This is a genomic window from Thermostichus sp. MS-CIW-40 (genome assembly GCF_054058315.1).
Genome location: NZ_JBSSAC010000002.1, coordinates 14,130 through 29,404, shown reverse-complemented (window position 1 = coordinate 29,404; position 15,275 = coordinate 14,130). Strand labels below are relative to the sequence as shown.

Genomic DNA, 15,275 nt, shown 5'->3' with positions numbered 1-15,275 from the left:
CCGCTAAGCGGTACGGAGCGGGCTTTCAGTAGCCCTGAGCCTGCTCTGCTCTACCAGAGAACAAAACAGGCCCGAACCTCTAGGCTGGTTTACGGCAGCCCCCAAGAGCGCAATTACGTTTGCACCATTCAAATCCGCATCCCCTTCCCATCCACAGTGCCCACACTTGAACGACTTGCCACTGCGGTAGGATTGCGCAGGATCGGGATGGATGTGTAAACACTTGTGACAGGTCTGCGACGTGTAAGCAGGCGGCACAAGAACCAGAGAAACCCCTGCAACCCTCGCCTTGTATTCCAGAAACTGGCGTAGTTGGTAGAACGCCCAACTGTTGGCCCTGCGCCGCTCGGCTTTGCTGCGGGGTTGTTGATTGACTCTTTTCCGGATCCCTGTCAGGTCTTCCAGAGCGATAGCACTGTTGGTAGCTTTTGCCCTAGAGACAATAGCTTTGGAGATGCGATGATTGACCCACGCCTGAAAACGTCTCTCCTTGCCAGACAGCCGTTGCAGCAGTTCTCTGCATCTGCGCCGCGAACTGCGGGTGCCCTTACTGGCTTTGCGTTGGAGTGCCGCCCTCAGCTTGGAGTAGTGGTCTCGGATTCGGTTCAACTGCTGTCCATTCCAGTTATCCCCTTCTGACGTATGAGCAATATCCGTCCTCCCCAAGTCCACCCCCAGCACTCTGCCCGTGCGTTGCGGTGGGGATGGCTCCGCTTCTACACAGATCTGAATGGAGTAGGAGCCGTCTTTACGCTTGACCAGAGTGGCAGATTTGGGATTGGAGCCCGCCAGCCGTTCTCTCTGGTAGCGGCCAATCGCCAGCTCAAAGCGCTCCCGACCCTCCACCGTGGTCAGCGACACCGCCCAGTCTTTCTCGCGGAATGAAAAGATACGTGCATCGTAGGTAGCGAAGCCCCCTTTGAACGCTTTGACGGGGCGGTTTTTCTGTCGGGCAACTTTACGGGCGCCGGCCAGCCGCCTGCAGACCTGCTGAGCCAAGTTACTGGATAAGCCGAACCGGGCACGGATTTCGCGGTAGCACAGAGACTGGAGCTTAACGGCGTTGGCGACTTTCTCCGGCGTGTTCTGGTTGACCCAGTTCAAGGCTTGGCCAAAAGCCTCCAAAGTCGCGTCCAATTTGGCGGCTTGCGACTGGGACACCTTGAGCTTGCAGGATACGGTCAGGACTTGGCTCATAAGTTCATTGTACTTCATCAAAGCGCATTCCTCCCGGCACTGACCCTACGGGTACAGTGCGGGGCTCCTGCGATTTCTAGCTGACGCAAGCATCTGCCTGGATAGACAGCCCGATAGATGGATAATGGTTCTGGTGTTGATCTTCCCGGCAATAGCTCCTGCCCAAGCTGGGCTCTTTTCTCTCCTCTGTCATTGTGCACCGCCCTTTTGCCTATCTTATGTTGCCAAATCCTCCTCTCGTAGCCATCCCCCTGTTCTCCATCGCGGCAGCCATGCTCTTGGTCTATCTGCCCATGGGGGTGGTGGGCTATGCCCGTGCCCGCGTTGGCTACGACCTGCATGCTCCTCGGGCTATGTTTGATAGGCTACCTCCCTACGGGCAACGGGCCACCTGGGCCCACGCCAACGGGTTTGAGACCTTTGGGATGTTTGCGGCAGCAGCGTTGATCGCCTACATCACCGGCCCTCACTCGGATCCCTGGTATTTTGGCCTCAGCGGAGATGAAGGGGTAGCTGTGCTGTGTGGGGTGTTTCTGCTGGCGCGGCTGCTCTACAACTTTTTCTACATTGCCGATATTCCCATTGGGCGATCCCTCTCCTTCTTGGCGGGATCCCTGGCCACGTTGGGCCTGTTGCTGATTAGCCTGCTGCCTTTTCTCGGCACCGGCCTGGCCTAATCTGGCGAGAGAAACTCCCCTGTCATTTGTTGAGCCTGCCGGTACCCTGGCCCAACCTGCGATACTGGAAAAGGACTTCGTCCTGCTGTCGCCAACGGCGTCCTCTGGGTGCCTCTCTTTTGTCCCACGGCCCACTACGCAACGGTCAGCCATGTACACTCTGGAACTGCTCCTGAAAGGGAACCCTGCCCCCATCGTTGTCCACCAAAAAGAGGAAGAAGCGGCCAACCGGGCCTACCAAAGCATCGTCAATGCTCTGCAGAGTGGATCCCCTCAGAGTTTGGAGCTGACCTGTGACCGCACCGGCAAAAAGGTGTTTCTGCTCACCGGTGAGTTGTGTGGCGTGCAAATGACTTCCAAGTCGGGCGGCGCCAGCCCCATGGGAACCCGTCCCGGTTTTTTGGCCCAGTTGCAAAGCTGAGGACAGCTCTTTATCCCTCTGCCGCAAGGGATCCCCATGTCTGAGGTGGCCATTCGGGTGGAGAGCCTGACCTTTGCTTGGCCGGAACGTCCGCCGGTTTTGCAGGCGTGCAGTTTTGTCATTCCCAAGGGCCAGTTGTGGATGCTCTTGGGGCCCAATGGCAGCGGCAAGTCCACTTTGTTGCAACTGTTGTCCGGATCCCTGACCCATCCTCGGCCCCTTTCGGGCCACCTGGAGATTCGCGGTCGGCTGGGCTATGTGTTTCAAAACCCGGATCACCAACTGTTCATGCCCACGGTGGGAGCCGATGTGGCCTTTGGCTTGGGAGCAGAGGCTCTGACCTTGGCGGAAATTCACCAGCGGGTGGAAACAGCCTTGGAGCAAGTCGGATTAAAGCACCTGATCCGTCGGCCCATCCACGGCCTCAGCGGCGGACAGAAGCAACGAGTGGCAGTGGCAGGGGCTTTGGCCCGGCGCAGCGAGGTGCTGCTTTTGGACGAGCCGACAGCCCTGTTGGATCCCGACAGCCAGGCGGATTTGCTGCGGTGCATCCGGCAACTGGTGGATCAAGAAGGCATCACCGCCCTTTGGGTAACCCATCGGCTGGCGGAACTGGAATGGGCAGATGGGGCGATTTTGCTCTCGGAAGGCCAAGTGCGTCAACAGGGATCCCCAGAGCAGGTGCGGCAACGGATTGAACAACTGTTTGGGGCCTGAGGGATCCCTGCGCATCCTGATCCCAAAGAGATCGCGAAAGCGTAGCTGCACCCCCCGGGTGTCCCTGTTTAGAATAGGTAATGTATCCGGTTGATCAATTCGGTTGGCACAAGGTCATTATCCTGGACTCATTCCTCATCTGGATCGGCTGGTTTTTACCTGTTGATCCTCGGTTACACCGAATCCCTACAGGTTCTGCGTCAACCGGTTATATCAGCGGGCCACCGGCCCCATCTAGTCTAAAGGAGCTTGAGAACATGGGACTGTCTGAAGTGATCGCCAAAGAGCTGGAAAATGCTCGCAACGTCTGCTCTGAGTACGGCGAAGGGGATCCCCACTGCCGTGCGGCCTGGGATGCGGTTGAAGAAGTGCTGGCAGCTCGCAGCCACCAGCCGAGGACTCCCAGCAGCCTAGAGAAGCACTGCGCTGAAAACCCAGATGCTGTTGAATGCCGGGTCTACGATACCTGATTCTCGGGAACCCCACAGAGTGGATGCTCTCTGTCGATTCCGTAGCGATCGACAGGGTTTCCTACTGGGGATCTCCGACAAAATCCAGCGGCCTGCCGGATCCCTGCCGGTAGGCTTTGCTTTCTTGGACTGGAAGGCTTGACTAGGTGCGGTTTCAGGCGCGACGTACAGAGCGCTTTCTTTTTAGGGTCATTTTGATTCAAACCAGGACACTGCACCCGCACTTAAAACGTTAGATGCACAGGGCCAGAAGGCTTTTCCCAGTACCTCGGTCGCCTTGTCCCAACCTGAAACGACTATGAAATTGTGACCTGCATCATTGCCATCCATCAAAACCAGGACAGGGATTCATCAAACTTATGGCTTATGGGATCCCCAGTGCCGGTGGAGAGCGTTTTTCACGAAGAAAGCCTCTGAGCAGAATCAGCCCGCAGCCATTGCCTCACCCACAAGGCGAAGGCTATTCCCAGCAGCACCAGTTGGGGAAGCAGCGTCTGCCAAGTGGGATATATGCCCAGCCAGCGCAGCTTTGGGATCCCAACAAGAGGAGTGATGGGCAGCCAGTCCGCCACCTGTAGAGCGTGCAAGCCACTGCCCAAAAACTTAAAGCCCAAGTAGAAAATCAGCAGACTTAGACCCCGGAAAAAAACTCCCAGCGGCAATTTCAGCCCCACCTGCAGCAGCAAGATCGCCAGTGCCACCAACACCAGGGATCCCAGGCCGATCCCCAGCCAAAAATCTTTTGCCGAGAGGGAAGGGGCCAACCCCACATAAAACAGCACCGTTTCCGCCCCCTCGCGAAACACCGCCACAAAGGCCAGAAAAGCCAAGGAAAACACTTGACCGGTGGCCAGTGCCGCCTGCGCCTGTTCCCGCACAAAGGTTTGCCAAGAAGCCACTGCAGCCCGGCGGTGCAACCAAAGGCTGACCGAGAACAACAAACCTGCTGCCACCAGCCCGGTGATCCCTTCCAGCACCTCTTGCCGCGTGTGGGTGAGCATCTGCTGGAAAAACAGCTTCACCAGCAGACCGAGCATCACCGCTGCCAGCAAGCCCGCGGATCCCCCTATCCACACCCAGCGCTTCTGAGCCGATTGCCCGCTCTTGCTCATAAGGGCCAGCAGCGCCACCAACACCAAGAGAGCCTCTAGGCCCTCCCGCAGCAAAATCGAAGCAGCATCCAAGAAGGTATAGTCTGACATGGGCTCACCCAAACAGGCGGCTCAATTCTGATCGAAGCCAAGAGGATTTCTAGGCGGTGGCTGGGATGAACTTGAGGGCAGCAGAATTGATGCAGTAGCGCAAGCCCGTGGGCGGGGGGCCATCCCGAAACACGTGCCCCAGATGCCCACCGCAGTTAGAGCAGTGGACTTCTGTGCGGGGCACAAACAATTTCCAGTCCGTCTTGGTACCGATCACATGGGGAGCAATCGGCTCCCAAAAGCTGGGCCAACCGGTGCCACTGTCGTACTTGGCCGCCGAGGAAAACAGCTCCTGACCACAGCCAGCACAGACATAGATACCTGGGGCTTTGTTGTCGTAGTAAGCGTTGCGGAAGGGGGGCTCAGTGCCCTCTTGGCGCAGCACATAGTATTGCTCTTCGGTGAGCAGTTGCCGCCACTCAGCGTCGGTTTTGGTGAAGGGATAAGTCTGTTGGGCCATTGCTCTTTGCTCTCCTGCTAAGCTGAGGGGTGCTGTAATCAACCCGGCCACCGCCAAGGTCAACAGCTCGCGTCGTCGCATGATGAGGTTCATCTGTTGTCGCTGTGTAAGTGGCGGGGAGGCCATCCCTACTAGGGGGATCCATCCGCCTTTGTCCGCCACCTGTGGGTTGAGACCTGCAAGCAGGTTACCCGTATCTTAACCCTTCTTTACGCTCTCTTCTGCAAAACAGGGAGATAGCCAGTATTCTATGGGTTCCATTGGCAGCTTCTATCCCCAGCTTCAGGCGCCATCCCGTTACAATGAGCGCAGGTGGGCTGCTTGTCCAACCCTAGACGAGTCATGGAGTTCTTCCTATGCTGCTGGTCGGCTCAGGTGCAAAGTTTGTGCAGCAACTGGAGCAATCTGGGGCTTTGGCCATCTTTGTAACCCCAGAGGGGGGATCCGAAGGGCACTACCTGCGGCGGCTGCGCGGAGCCGGGTATGAGGTGGTCACCCTCTCCAGCAAGGGAATCGGGGATCTGGCCAGCTATTTGACGCGCATTCATGGGGTACGGCCTGCCACGCTGGGCAAATCGGAGCGGCGCACTTATTTCTTTCCCGCGTTGATCGAGCAGTATCGGGCCACCTTGCCCCCGAAAGCAAAGGGGTTGGTGTTTTGGTTTTACGAGGGGCATGTGTTCAGCCAACAGGAACTCTCCTACCTGGTAAAGCTGAGCCGGGAAGACAAGGGAGTGAAGTTTGTGGTGGAGCTGGGTCGAGAACGGTCAATTCGTTGGCAACCTCTGCAGAGCGCCTGAACCTCTCTTCAGGATCCTGGAAATTTCTTTGCTACCATCTCAAGTAGATGGCCTGCGGCTCAGATCCCCATCCTGCTAGCGGTTTCTCGTGCCTGTGACCTTGCCAACCGCCTCGCTGCAACAGGGTACTTGGTTTAAGCTGATCTGCGGCGCAAGTTTCCACCACTTGCCCTCGGTTCGGGAGCTGGCTTTCCTTTACACGCTGGCCGGGGCAGATTGCATTGATGTTGCTGCCGATCCGGCCATTGTGCGGGCCGCTCAAGAAGGGATCCAACGGGCACAAGCCGAAGATCCCCAGGCGGGATCCCCTTGGTTGATGGTCAGCGTCAATGACGGCGAAGACGTGCATTTCCGCAAGGCGGTGCTGACGGCTCCCGTCTGTCCTGCCGACTGTCCTCAGCCTTGTTTGGCAGTCTGTCCTCCCCATGCCTTGACACAGGCAGCCCTTCCTGCTCAAGTCCACATCCAGACAGAGCTGTGCTACGGCTGTGGGCGCTGCGAGCCGGTTTGCCCCCACCGGCGCATTGCTACCTTCGGCTACCAAGTGGCTCTGTCAGAAGTTTTGCCGCCTTTGGTCGAGCTGGGCATTCAGGCGGTGGAGATCCACACCTGCATTGGTCGCCAGAGGTCATTCGAGCAATTGTGGGGATCCCTGAAGCCCTGGCTACCTCAGCTCCAGGCCATCTCGATTAGCTTTAACGATGGCCCAGGCCTAGAGGCTTACTTAAGGGATTTGCTGGCTCTTATGGCTCCCTTGCCGGAAGTGTTGATCTGGCAGGTGGATGGCCGGCCTATGAGTGGCGATATTGGAGCTGGCACCGGCAAAGCCACCCTGAAATTGGCCGAGAAGGTGCTGAACATGGGCCTGCCGGGCTATGTGCAATTGGCGGGAGGAACCAATGCCCAAACGCTGCCGCTGTTGGATCCCCGATGGCCGGTGGCGGGGGTAGCCTTCGGCAGCTACGCGCGACAGTTGGTGTCAGCCTATCTGGAAGGGCCAGCCCACAGCTCATCGGAGTCAGGATGGAATCCCGGATTGGTGGCAGGGATCCCGTTGGCCAAGCAGTTGGTGCAGCAAGTAAAGCGGCGATCCGTTGCTTTTAGGCAAACCTGTTTTTCCTGCGTTTAACGACGTTGCTCAGCCATGAGTTTCCCCGTACAGCCCTCAACCCCAAGTCCGTCGATGGATCCGGAAAGTGCTCCGCACCGCTTACGTGAACGTACCGGCTTTCCCGGCCAGGTTCAATACAGCGACGACCTGAGTAAGCTTTTGGATATCCTGCCGGCTCCAATTCGCGAGCGCCTAGAACAGCATCCTCACCTGGATCGATTGGTGGAGGTGGTGCTGGATTTGGGCCGCCGTCCCGAAGCCCGCTTCCCCGGCTTTGCCGATTACCTCTCCGAGGACGTGATCACCCGGGCCGACTTGGATCAGGTGATCAGCCGGGTTGGAGAGTTCAGCAGTGACAACCGCGCAGGCATTGCCTCTACCCTGCACCGGATCAGTGCCATCCGCAACCGCCAAGGCACAATCATTGGCCTCACCTGCCGGGTGGGTCGCTGCGTTATCGGCGTGATCAGCATGATCCGCGACTTGGTGGAACAGGGGCGCTCTATGCTGTTGCTGGGCCGACCGGGGGTGGGCAAAACCACGGCCCTGCGGGAGATTGCCCGTGTGCTGGCCGATGAGCTGGGCAAACGAGTGGTCATTATCGACACTTCCAACGAGATCGCCGGCGATGGAGACGTGCCCCACCCGGGCATTGGCCGGGCCAGACGGATGCAGGTGGCCAGCCCAGAGCTGCAGCACAAGGTGATGATCGAGGCGGTGGAGAACCACATGCCCGAAGTGGTAGTTATCGACGAGATCGGCACCGAACTGGAAGCTTTGGCCTCTCGTACCATTGCCGAACGGGGGGTACAACTGGTGGCCACCGCCCATGGCAACCGCATCGACAACCTGATCAAAAATCCCACCCTCTCAGACTTGGTGGGCGGGATCCAATCGGTCACCCTGGGAGATGAAGAGGCGCGGCGACGGGGCTCTCAGAAGAGTGTGTTGGAGCGCAAAGCTCCCCCTACGTTTGAGATTGCCATAGAGATGCTGGAGCGATCCCGCTGGGTCATCCACGAAGATGTGGCCGCCACTGTGGATCGTCTCTTGCGCAACCGCGAGCCGCTGACCCAAACCCGCAGTTTAGACGAACACGGCCAGGTGGTGATAGTGCGGAGCACCGCTGGCGCAAACGGGCGCCCGGCTCTATCTGGCCCCCAATGGCCCCCTGCCGGCAGCACAATCTCCGCAGCACGGGAGCGGGGAGGATGGCAACGCTCTGGACGGATGGAAGCTCTGCCTTCAGAGCCGCTTGAAAGTCGCTCGCAGCAGCAAGGAGAATCGGGTTTGCTCCTGGAGAGGCGAGAGGACTCCGTCCCGCTAACGCCGGCGGGATCCCGTCCTGCCGCTCAGGTGGTGGCCGAATCCAAAGCGGAATCCGGCTCTGATGAAGAAGATTTGGACTGGGAGGGATCCGCCCTAGCCCCGACAGGACGGCAGCAGAATCCGGATGGGCCGCTGATGATCTACCCCTACGGAGTGAGCCGCTTCTACCTGGAGCAGGTGATCCAAACCCTGAAACTGTCGGCGGATGTCACCAAAGATCTAGACGAGGCAGACATTGTCTTGGCCTTGCGATCCCAGGTGCGCAGCCGTTCCAAGATCCAGCAGATGGCCCACTCCCGCCAGATCCCGATTCACACCGTCAAGGCCAATACTCTGATTGCCCTGGCTCGCGCCCTGCGCCATATTCTCAACATCGAAAGCGAAGAGGGATCCGATTCCGACCTGGAGCTGTTCATTCGCGCCAGCTCAGGCGATGAAACCGAAGCTCTGGAAGAAGCCCGCCTGGCGGTGGAGCAAATCGTCATTCCCAAGTCTCAGCCGGTGGAACTTTTGCCCCGTTCGCCTCTGATCCGCAAGCTCCAACACCAGTTGGTGGAACATTACCACCTGCGGGCCCAAAGCTTTGGGGAAGAGCCCAACCGCCGCTTGCGCATCTATCCCAACTAGCCCCACACGATAGCGCAGCCAATAGTCCAGCTCTAGAGAACCTCTATCCATTGAGCCGTCGTGGCCAGAGAGGGAGGACTCCGTCCCGCTTCTGTGAACGGGATCCTGGGCTAAGATTTGGCTACGCCAAGTGCGGTTCCCGCTGTTGCGACAGCGTTGCAGTTGTCGGCCCAGTGTCGTAGGTACAGCAGCAGGGTGCCCTGGGCATAGCACCATTTATTGCTATAGGGATAGCTAATGACTGCTACAGAAGTACGCTGGACCACTCGGGATATCGAGGCTCTTCCAGAGAATGAATGGATCCGCTACGAGATCATCGACGGAGAACTGCTGGTGACTCGCTCTCCTCATCACAAACATCAGCACATTATCGGGTGTTTGTTCTCCGCACTGCATCGGTGGTCGCTAGAAACAGGATTGGGAGAACCCTCAATCATGCCAGGGATCCTCTTTTCCGAATTTGATAATGTGTCTCCCGATGTTGTTTGGGTTAGTTATGAGCGGCTGTCCCAGATTCAAGATGAAGCAGGACATTTTCGGGGTGCCCCTGAGCTGGTGGTTGAAGTCCTATCACCTGGAAAAGTTCATGAGGATCGAGACCGCTTGGCAAAACGGAAACTCTACTCTGTGTATGGGGTGCAAGAGTACTGGATCGTCGATCGGCTGGCTCAGAGGGTAGAGGTGTATCGCAGACAACAGGCCCAGTTGGTCTTGGTAGAAACGCTGTTGGCTCAGGATGCGTTGTCTTCTCCCCTGTTGCCCGGCTTTGTCTGCACGGTTGCTGAGCTGTTTACCTCTCGATCCTAAGCTCCAGCAGTGCAAGAGCCCATCCCCGGTACTCAAGCAACGAAGAGGGCTACTGCGTACTCTAGCCGGAAAAAGTGCGGCTTGGCCCTGGCCGAAACTGTTCCGGTGTAACAAAATGTTAAGGGCAGCATTTGTACGGGGATCCCTTCTGAAGGGGCCGGGCTTTCGCTGGCTCATGACCTACATTTCGCACACCTCCAAGGACACATAGCCATGTACAACAATCGTCGTGGTTTTCTTCGCTGGCTGGCTCTCGGTTTTGGCTCGTTGGTGGGTTGGTTACCTGGGTTTACCCGGCGCCGTTTTGCCCTGGCCCAGGGAACTGCTTCTGGCTCTAAGGCTTCTGAGCCGGAGTTTGTGAAAGTTGCCACTCTGGCCGATCTCAAAGATGGCCCCTTCAAGGTGGAAAACGCCTTTGGGAAAAACACCGCCACCCTCTGGCTGGTCGGGGATCCGCAAAAAGAAGATTCTCTGCTGGCTCTGGATGCCGCCTGTCCCCATGCGGGGTGTGATGTGAACTGGCGGGGGGAGAACTTTGTCTGCCCCTGTCATGGCTCGGCTTTTGCTGCCGATGGCAGCCGTACCCGTGGCCCGGCCAAGGCAGACCTGGCCATCTACAAGGTCAAGGTGGAGAAGGGAGAAATTTTTGTAGCCAAAGCCTCGTAAAGTTCTGGGTAGGCTGTGGGCTTTGAGGCCAGGCAAAAGGAGTCGGGTATCCGGATTGAGAAGACAATGGGCTGAGCTACCGAGGCTCTCCCTATGGCTCGTCCCTACCGCTATCTGTTCCTCTCCACCCCTGTTGGACCTCTGGGATCCGGGGCCGGTGGTGGTGTGGAGCTCAATCTTGCCAACCTGACGCGTGTCTTACTCCAGATGGGATCCCAAGTGCGGGTGTTGGCCCCTGTGGGATCCCGAATGGCGGAGTTGCCGGAGGAGGTGATCGAGCCGGTGGCGGGCCTTCCCCCGGCCTATGCGCAAACCCAGCGCCGCGATCAGCCGGTTCTGATCCACACCCCCTCTCTGCTGGCCAACCTGTGGCAGCGGGCTGCCCACCTGCAAGATCAGTTCGATCTAATCGTGAACTGGAGCTACGATTGGCTCTCGTTTTATTTGACGGATTTTTTCCGCACCCCGGTGGCCCACATTGTTAGCATGGGATCCCTCAGCGATGCCGTCGATCAGGCTCTAGAGCACATTGCCCATCGCTACCCTGGTCGGCTGGCGTTGCATTCGCGGGCGCAAGCCCAGACCTTTGCCTTTGCCCGAGCCGAGATGGCGGCAGGTCGGGATCCCTTTGTCTATCTGCCCTGCGGGGTGGATCTGCGCCTCTACGACTTTGTGCCCCAAGGGAATGGATCCCTGTGTTGGATTGGGCGCATTGCCTCCGAAAAGGGCCTGGAAGACTGTGCTGCCCTAGCCGAGAAGACGGGAAGGCCGGTGGTGATCCTAGGCCACCTGCAAGAGCCAGGCTACTGGCAGCAGATCCAAGCGCAGTACCCGCATGCCCAATTGGATTACCGAGGGTTTTTGCCCACCCCGCAAATGCAGCGGATCTTGGGGCAATGCTCAGCCTTGATCATGACCCCCAAGTGGGTGGAGGCCTTTGGCTTGGTGGCGGTGGAAGCTTTGGCCTGTGGCGTGCCGGTGATTACCTACCGCCGGGGTGGGCCCGCGGAAATTGTCAGCGATGGAGAAACCGGCTGGATCGTCGAGCCGGACAACGTGGCAGCTTTGGCAGAGGCTGTAGAGCGCCTAGATCACATCGACAGGAGCCGCTGTCGGCAACGGGCAGAAGAGCACTATTCCCTGGGCGCGATGGCAGAGCAGTTTCTGGCCTGGAGCAGGCAGATTGGCCGGGATCCCACCTGGGCAGCCCGCGAGGGAGGAGACAGGCAGTGGTACTATTAACTTACTTAATTCTGGCGAACTGTGTCAGACACGCAGCCCAACAACGGGAACGTTTTGACTTACGACGGGGAAACCATCATGACGACTGGGAAAGGATCTGTTGCGCTGGTGCGATCAGAGGTTCGTCGGCGGTCACAGGTTCTGGGAACGCAGGTGATCAGCCAGGGCAACGCAGCCCGGCTTGGGGTAGTCAGCGAAGTTTGGGCGGATCTGGAAGCCAAGCAGGTTCTGGTGCTGGGGGTGCTGGAAAAAGCCCTTGCCGGATCCCCCCGTTTGATGGAGCTGCGGCAAGTAACAGCGTTGGGTCAGGATGCAGTTCTTGTCCCCAGCGAAGAAGTTTTCGATAACTTGGATTTGGAGGGCCTGAGTCGCGTGGTTGGCAGCGAGGTGGTAACCGAAGAAGGGATCCGCCTTGGCAAAGTTAAGGATTTTGAGTTCAACTCCGTCTCCGGCATCATCACGGGTTTGGTGCTCTCCAACCTCGGCCTCACCTTTTTACCCGGCTTCATCCTCAGCACCTATCTGCTCTCCACCGATGAGATTGTCTCTGTGGGCGGGGATCGCCTTATTGTTGCCGATGGCGCTGAGACCCGCCTAACCCAACTGGCCAAGGGGATTTTGGAAACCCTGGGAATCGGCAAGCCCCCTTGGGAAGCCGGAGTTAGCCCTGCTCCTGCCCTGCCCAGTGCTGTCGAGAGTTCCGCCGTCGAGGAAGATTACGAAGAAGAATACGACGAGGAATACGAAGCCGAAGAAGAAGACGTTTACGCAGAAGAAGAGCCTGAACCTGAGCCGCAGCCTGTGCGTCCTCGTCCACCTGAGCCCGCACCCGCCCCCGAACAACCGGCTTGGGAACAGGAGTATGCCAAAGAAGAGGCCCCTCCTTCTGAGCCTGCCCCTCCTCCTTCCAGCTCCACTCCTGTGGATGGTGATCCCTGGGAAGATAAGGCCGGGGAGCCCACTTAAGTTGCCGGGCTTGTATCAACTCCCCTTTCCCCTCAGGGAAGTGGCTGGGGGTGGTCGCGTCAGCCGAGAGTACGGTCGTTCCCCCTGATGTCAGGGCTGCTTCTTGCGTCAATCCCCAGCTGTTTTCTTCCAAGGGGTGAAGGGATCCCCCATCTGTCTATCCCGGCAGGGCAGGATCGGCTTCGGCCAAGAAGCGCAAAGCCACCGACAAAAAGGTCTGCGGCGCTTCAATGTGCGGAAAAGCAGCCCCTGGCAACCGGTATATCGGCACCTCCGGGCGCAAGGTGCGATATCGCTCTGCCTGTTCTGGACCGGTGAGGCGGTTCTGTTCTCCCCAGACCAGAACCATGGGCTTGGCCACCACGCGAAAGTCGTCTTCGATGGGCAAGTTGAGCTTGCCGGTGAGAAAAGAACGGGGGGCAAATTGAGCCCCCGCTTGGTGAGCTGCCCGGTAATAGTAGTCCACCACCGCCTCATCCAGGGCGTAGCTGGGGGAGCATGACTCTAGTCAATAATAAGCTCAACTATACTGAAAATAATGTATAATATGTTCAGTACGGATTACTACCAGTTGATCTTTCTGTTTACTTTCGAGTCTGCCAACATGGTAGCCAAAGCAAAGCAGAAAATTGGTAGTAAGACGACACGGAAACTGCGCTTTGGGTATTCTACTCAAAGCTTTGCGGGATACCGCCATTCTGTTTGGAAACAAACAGAATGCTATCGCTGCATAGTTGAACAGTGATGTTCAGCAGTGTTCAGCGTAAATGTATCAGAACAAGCTCTGCTCTGTAAACAAGCGTACACTCCAGGGGGCGGTGATGCCGTTGTAGAAAGCCAACCCCAGAACGGGCAGGCTGAGGAATCCATAGGCAATCTGGGCCAAAGGGATCCCGAGGGCATCGGGGATGAGGCTGTTGTCTCCCAGAGGGGCGATGAGCAACAGCTTCTGCCAATAGTGGGGTTGTAGACGGGCCGAGCGCAGCACAAACCCTGCCGAGAGGGAATTGGCAATGACGTGACACGGTCGCCCGATCACCTGCTGGACAAAATCCCCGATCATCTCGGCATAGAGGCTGCCGGTGTACTTCAAATCTGGACGTTCTGAGTTGCCCCACCCCAACAAATCCAGAGCATAGACTTGATGGTGCTGCCCCAGCTCCGCCATAATGGCACGAAACTCATAGCTGGAGGAGCCTGCCCCAATGCCGTGCACCAGCAACAACGGCTGGCCGGATCCCATGACCTTGTAAAACAGGCGATGACCCCGCCAGAAGTGATGCCTTTCCTCTCCCGGCAGCAGGCTCTGCAGAGGCTGAGTTTGGGAAGAGATCCAAGCGTTGAAAACGGCTAGAGCACCCAACCCGCCGACAGTAGTCCAGAGCCTGATCTTGAGAACTTGGCTCAGCTCTTTCATCCTCAGCAGCCCAGCTAGGGAACCTACTTTTTCTTAAGGCGGTAGGTGATGCGCCCTTTGTTGAGGTCATAGGGGCTCAGCTCCACCTTGACCCGGTCGCCGGGCAAGATCTTGATGTAGTTGCGGCGAATTTTGCCGGAGATATGAGCGAGCACGTTGAAGCCGTTGTCCAGATCCACTCGGAACATGGCGTTGGGCAGGGATTCGGTAACAACCCCCTCCATTTCAATGGCATCTTCCTTAGACAATGAGCCCTCCCAAAAACGACATAACAAACAACAGAACAATCCACAGCCGCGACGACACGCGCTGTTAAGAAATGAAAATATACTCCGTCTCTTCTATCCTAACCGTTGCAGTCCTTCATCAGGGGATCCCTTAGGACTGAAAAGGCGTGCGATCGGTCAAAATTTCTGCTCCAGACTCGGTGACCAAGACCGTGTGCTCAAACTGAGCCGACCAAGAGCCATCTACTGTGACCACCGTCCATTGGTCTGGCAACACTCGGGTTGCCTCTCCCCCCGCATTCACCATCGGCTCAATGGCCACTGTCATGCCGGAGCGCAGCTTGGGATTGGGCAGATCGCGGGTGCGATAGTTGGGAAACTGCGGCTCCTCGTGCAGGTTGCGCCCCACCCCGTGGCCGACATACTGCTTCACCACCGAGTAGCCCCGCCCCTCGATGTAATCTTCAATGGCGCCTGAGACATCCTGAAGCCAAACGCCGTGGCGCACGTGGTCGATGCCCGTCTGCAGGGCCTTGGCCGCTGTATCGATCAGATCCCGAGCTGCGTCGCTCAGGGGTTCCAGGCCGATGGTGATACAGGAATCCGCATGCCAGCCCTCGACGATGGCACCAAAATCCACTTTGACCACATCTCCCGGCTGCAACACTTTACGGGGACTGGGGATCCCGTGCACCACCTCATGGTTGACACTGACACAAACGCAGGCGGGAAAGCCGTAGTAGCCCTTGAAACTGGGCAAAGCATTGAGTTGGGCCACCCGTCTCTCAGCATAGGTATCGATATCTGCCGTAGTCCAGCCCGGCTCTAGGCGCTCCGCGATCTCCTGCAATACTTGGGCCACCACCCGACCGGCCCGGCGCATTTTCTCCACTTCGCGGCGAGATTTGATCTCAATAAGCTGCATGCCCCGCCGCTGGG

General features: G+C 57.9%; 18 protein-coding genes. 11 read left to right on the top strand and 7 right to left on the bottom strand.

What is annotated here, in order from left to right; translation table 11 throughout:
* Positions 1 to 3: 3 nt before the first annotated feature.
* The gene (locus ACVWXF_RS01260; protein ID WP_457473424.1) at positions 4 to 1,197 is read right to left on the bottom strand and encodes an RNA-guided endonuclease InsQ/TnpB family protein; all 1,194 of its coding nucleotides are present in this window, start codon (positions 1,195 to 1,197) and stop codon (positions 4 to 6) included.
* A 218-nt stretch (positions 1,198 to 1,415) separates the two neighbouring features.
* Between ACVWXF_RS01260 and ACVWXF_RS01255 the strand changes: the two genes are divergently transcribed.
* The 4 genes from ACVWXF_RS01255 to ACVWXF_RS01240 all read left to right on the top strand — a co-directional run bounded on the left by ACVWXF_RS01255 (position 1,416) and on the right by ACVWXF_RS01240 (position 3,482).
* Complete coding sequence (locus tag ACVWXF_RS01255) at positions 1,416 to 1,874, top strand: MAPEG family protein (protein ID WP_011434188.1); 459 nt, start codon at positions 1,416 to 1,418, stop codon at positions 1,872 to 1,874.
* Between the two features lie 151 nt (positions 1,875 to 2,025).
* Positions 2,026 to 2,295 (top strand): hypothetical protein, encoded by a 270-nt coding sequence (locus ACVWXF_RS01250; protein ID WP_414399798.1) that lies wholly within the window; start codon positions 2,026 to 2,028, stop codon positions 2,293 to 2,295.
* Positions 2,296 to 2,331: 36 nt separating this feature from the next.
* Entirely contained in the window at positions 2,332 to 3,012 is a 681-nt protein-coding gene (locus tag ACVWXF_RS01245; RefSeq protein ID WP_414417384.1) for an energy-coupling factor ABC transporter ATP-binding protein, read from the top strand.
* 257 nt (positions 3,013 to 3,269) lie between these two features.
* On the top strand, positions 3,270 to 3,482 hold the full coding sequence (locus tag ACVWXF_RS01240) for a CP12 domain-containing protein (protein ID WP_457384595.1): 213 nt from the start codon (positions 3,270 to 3,272) through the stop codon (positions 3,480 to 3,482).
* 398 nt (positions 3,483 to 3,880) lie between these two features.
* Here ACVWXF_RS01240 and ACVWXF_RS01235 read toward each other — a convergent pair whose 3' ends face one another.
* Together ACVWXF_RS01235 and msrB are read right to left on the bottom strand one after the other, a co-directional pair.
* Positions 3,881 to 4,684, bottom strand: coding sequence for an FTR1 family iron permease (locus ACVWXF_RS01235; RefSeq protein ID WP_414413170.1), 804 nt, complete (start codon positions 4,682 to 4,684; stop codon positions 3,881 to 3,883).
* Between the two features lie 49 nt (positions 4,685 to 4,733).
* Positions 4,734 to 5,225: a peptide-methionine (R)-S-oxide reductase MsrB gene (msrB, locus tag ACVWXF_RS01230; protein WP_457403004.1), complete on the bottom strand. Its 492-nt coding sequence runs from the start codon at positions 5,223 to 5,225 to the stop codon at positions 4,734 to 4,736.
* A gap of 275 nt (positions 5,226 to 5,500) precedes the next feature.
* Between msrB and ndhN the strand changes: the two genes are divergently transcribed.
* The 7 genes from ndhN (at position 5,501) to ACVWXF_RS01195 (ending at position 12,692) form a co-directional block, all read left to right on the top strand.
* Positions 5,501 to 5,944, top strand: a complete 444-nt coding sequence (gene ndhN, locus ACVWXF_RS01225; protein ID WP_414344253.1) for an NAD(P)H-quinone oxidoreductase subunit N — start codon at positions 5,501 to 5,503, stop codon at positions 5,942 to 5,944.
* 88 nt (positions 5,945 to 6,032) lie between these two features.
* Complete coding sequence (locus ACVWXF_RS01220) at positions 6,033 to 7,073, top strand: Light dependent period protein LdpA domain-containing protein (protein ID WP_457473423.1); 1,041 nt, start codon at positions 6,033 to 6,035, stop codon at positions 7,071 to 7,073.
* 54 nt (positions 7,074 to 7,127) lie between these two features.
* A complete protein-coding gene (locus ACVWXF_RS01215; RefSeq protein ID WP_457473468.1) occupies positions 7,128 to 9,011 on the top strand; it encodes a R3H domain-containing nucleic acid-binding protein in 1,884 nt (627 codons plus the stop codon).
* 237 nt (positions 9,012 to 9,248) lie between these two features.
* Positions 9,249 to 9,818, top strand: coding sequence for a Uma2 family endonuclease (locus tag ACVWXF_RS01210; RefSeq protein WP_457473422.1), 570 nt, complete (start codon positions 9,249 to 9,251; stop codon positions 9,816 to 9,818).
* A gap of 213 nt (positions 9,819 to 10,031) precedes the next feature.
* On the top strand, positions 10,032 to 10,484 hold the full coding sequence (locus ACVWXF_RS01205) for a QcrA and Rieske domain-containing protein (RefSeq protein WP_414330183.1): 453 nt from the start codon (positions 10,032 to 10,034) through the stop codon (positions 10,482 to 10,484).
* A gap of 93 nt (positions 10,485 to 10,577) precedes the next feature.
* Positions 10,578 to 11,726 carry a glycosyltransferase gene (locus ACVWXF_RS01200; protein WP_457473421.1) on the top strand — a complete coding sequence of 383 codons (1,149 nt, stop codon included), beginning with the start codon at positions 10,578 to 10,580 and terminating at the stop codon, positions 11,724 to 11,726.
* A 108-nt stretch (positions 11,727 to 11,834) separates the two neighbouring features.
* A complete protein-coding gene (locus tag ACVWXF_RS01195; RefSeq protein WP_238376801.1) occupies positions 11,835 to 12,692 on the top strand; it encodes a PRC-barrel domain-containing protein in 858 nt (285 codons plus the stop codon).
* Positions 12,693 to 12,849: 157 nt separating this feature from the next.
* Here the strand turns inward: ACVWXF_RS01195 and ACVWXF_RS01190 are convergent, their stop codons facing one another.
* From ACVWXF_RS01190 to map, 4 genes are all read right to left on the bottom strand, one after another.
* Positions 12,850 to 13,158: an alpha/beta fold hydrolase gene (locus ACVWXF_RS01190; RefSeq protein ID WP_457473420.1), complete on the bottom strand. Its 309-nt coding sequence runs from the start codon at positions 13,156 to 13,158 to the stop codon at positions 12,850 to 12,852.
* Between the two features lie 306 nt (positions 13,159 to 13,464).
* A complete protein-coding gene (locus ACVWXF_RS01185; protein ID WP_457473419.1) occupies positions 13,465 to 14,109 on the bottom strand; it encodes an alpha/beta fold hydrolase in 645 nt (214 codons plus the stop codon).
* 23 nt (positions 14,110 to 14,132) lie between these two features.
* The gene (gene infA, locus ACVWXF_RS01180) at positions 14,133 to 14,357 is read right to left on the bottom strand and encodes a translation initiation factor IF-1 (protein WP_011434173.1); all 225 of its coding nucleotides are present in this window, start codon (positions 14,355 to 14,357) and stop codon (positions 14,133 to 14,135) included.
* Positions 14,358 to 14,487: 130 nt separating this feature from the next.
* Positions 14,488 to 15,261 (bottom strand): type I methionyl aminopeptidase, encoded by a 774-nt coding sequence (map, locus tag ACVWXF_RS01175; RefSeq protein WP_457473467.1) that lies wholly within the window; start codon positions 15,259 to 15,261, stop codon positions 14,488 to 14,490.
* Positions 15,262 to 15,275 lie beyond the last annotated feature (14 nt).

Coding starts and splice junctions, on each gene's coding strand:
- ACVWXF_RS01250 (WP_414399798.1), top strand. CDS start 2,026: ATGTACACTCTGGAACTGCTCCTGAAAGGGAACCCTGCCCCCATCGTT.
- ACVWXF_RS01200 (WP_457473421.1), top strand. CDS start 10,578: ATGGCTCGTCCCTACCGCTATCTGTTCCTCTCCACCCCTGTTGGACCT.
- ACVWXF_RS01245 (WP_414417384.1), top strand. CDS start 2,332: ATGTCTGAGGTGGCCATTCGGGTGGAGAGCCTGACCTTTGCTTGGCCG.
- ACVWXF_RS01215 (WP_457473468.1), top strand. CDS start 7,128: ATGGATCCGGAAAGTGCTCCGCACCGCTTACGTGAACGTACCGGCTTT.
- map (WP_457473467.1), bottom strand. CDS start 15,261: ATGCAGCTTATTGAGATCAAATCTCGCCGCGAAGTGGAGAAAATGCGC.
- ACVWXF_RS01240 (WP_457384595.1), top strand. CDS start 3,270: ATGGGACTGTCTGAAGTGATCGCCAAAGAGCTGGAAAATGCTCGCAAC.
- ACVWXF_RS01210 (WP_457473422.1), top strand. CDS start 9,249: ATGACTGCTACAGAAGTACGCTGGACCACTCGGGATATCGAGGCTCTT.
- ndhN (WP_414344253.1), top strand. CDS start 5,501: ATGCTGCTGGTCGGCTCAGGTGCAAAGTTTGTGCAGCAACTGGAGCAA.
- ACVWXF_RS01185 (WP_457473419.1), bottom strand. CDS start 14,109: ATGAAAGAGCTGAGCCAAGTTCTCAAGATCAGGCTCTGGACTACTGTC.
- ACVWXF_RS01260 (WP_457473424.1), bottom strand. CDS start 1,197: ATGAGCCAAGTCCTGACCGTATCCTGCAAGCTCAAGGTGTCCCAGTCG.
- msrB (WP_457403004.1), bottom strand. CDS start 5,225: ATGCGACGACGCGAGCTGTTGACCTTGGCGGTGGCCGGGTTGATTACA.
- ACVWXF_RS01235 (WP_414413170.1), bottom strand. CDS start 4,684: ATGTCAGACTATACCTTCTTGGATGCTGCTTCGATTTTGCTGCGGGAG.
- ACVWXF_RS01205 (WP_414330183.1), top strand. CDS start 10,032: ATGTACAACAATCGTCGTGGTTTTCTTCGCTGGCTGGCTCTCGGTTTT.
- ACVWXF_RS01255 (WP_011434188.1), top strand. CDS start 1,416: ATGTTGCCAAATCCTCCTCTCGTAGCCATCCCCCTGTTCTCCATCGCG.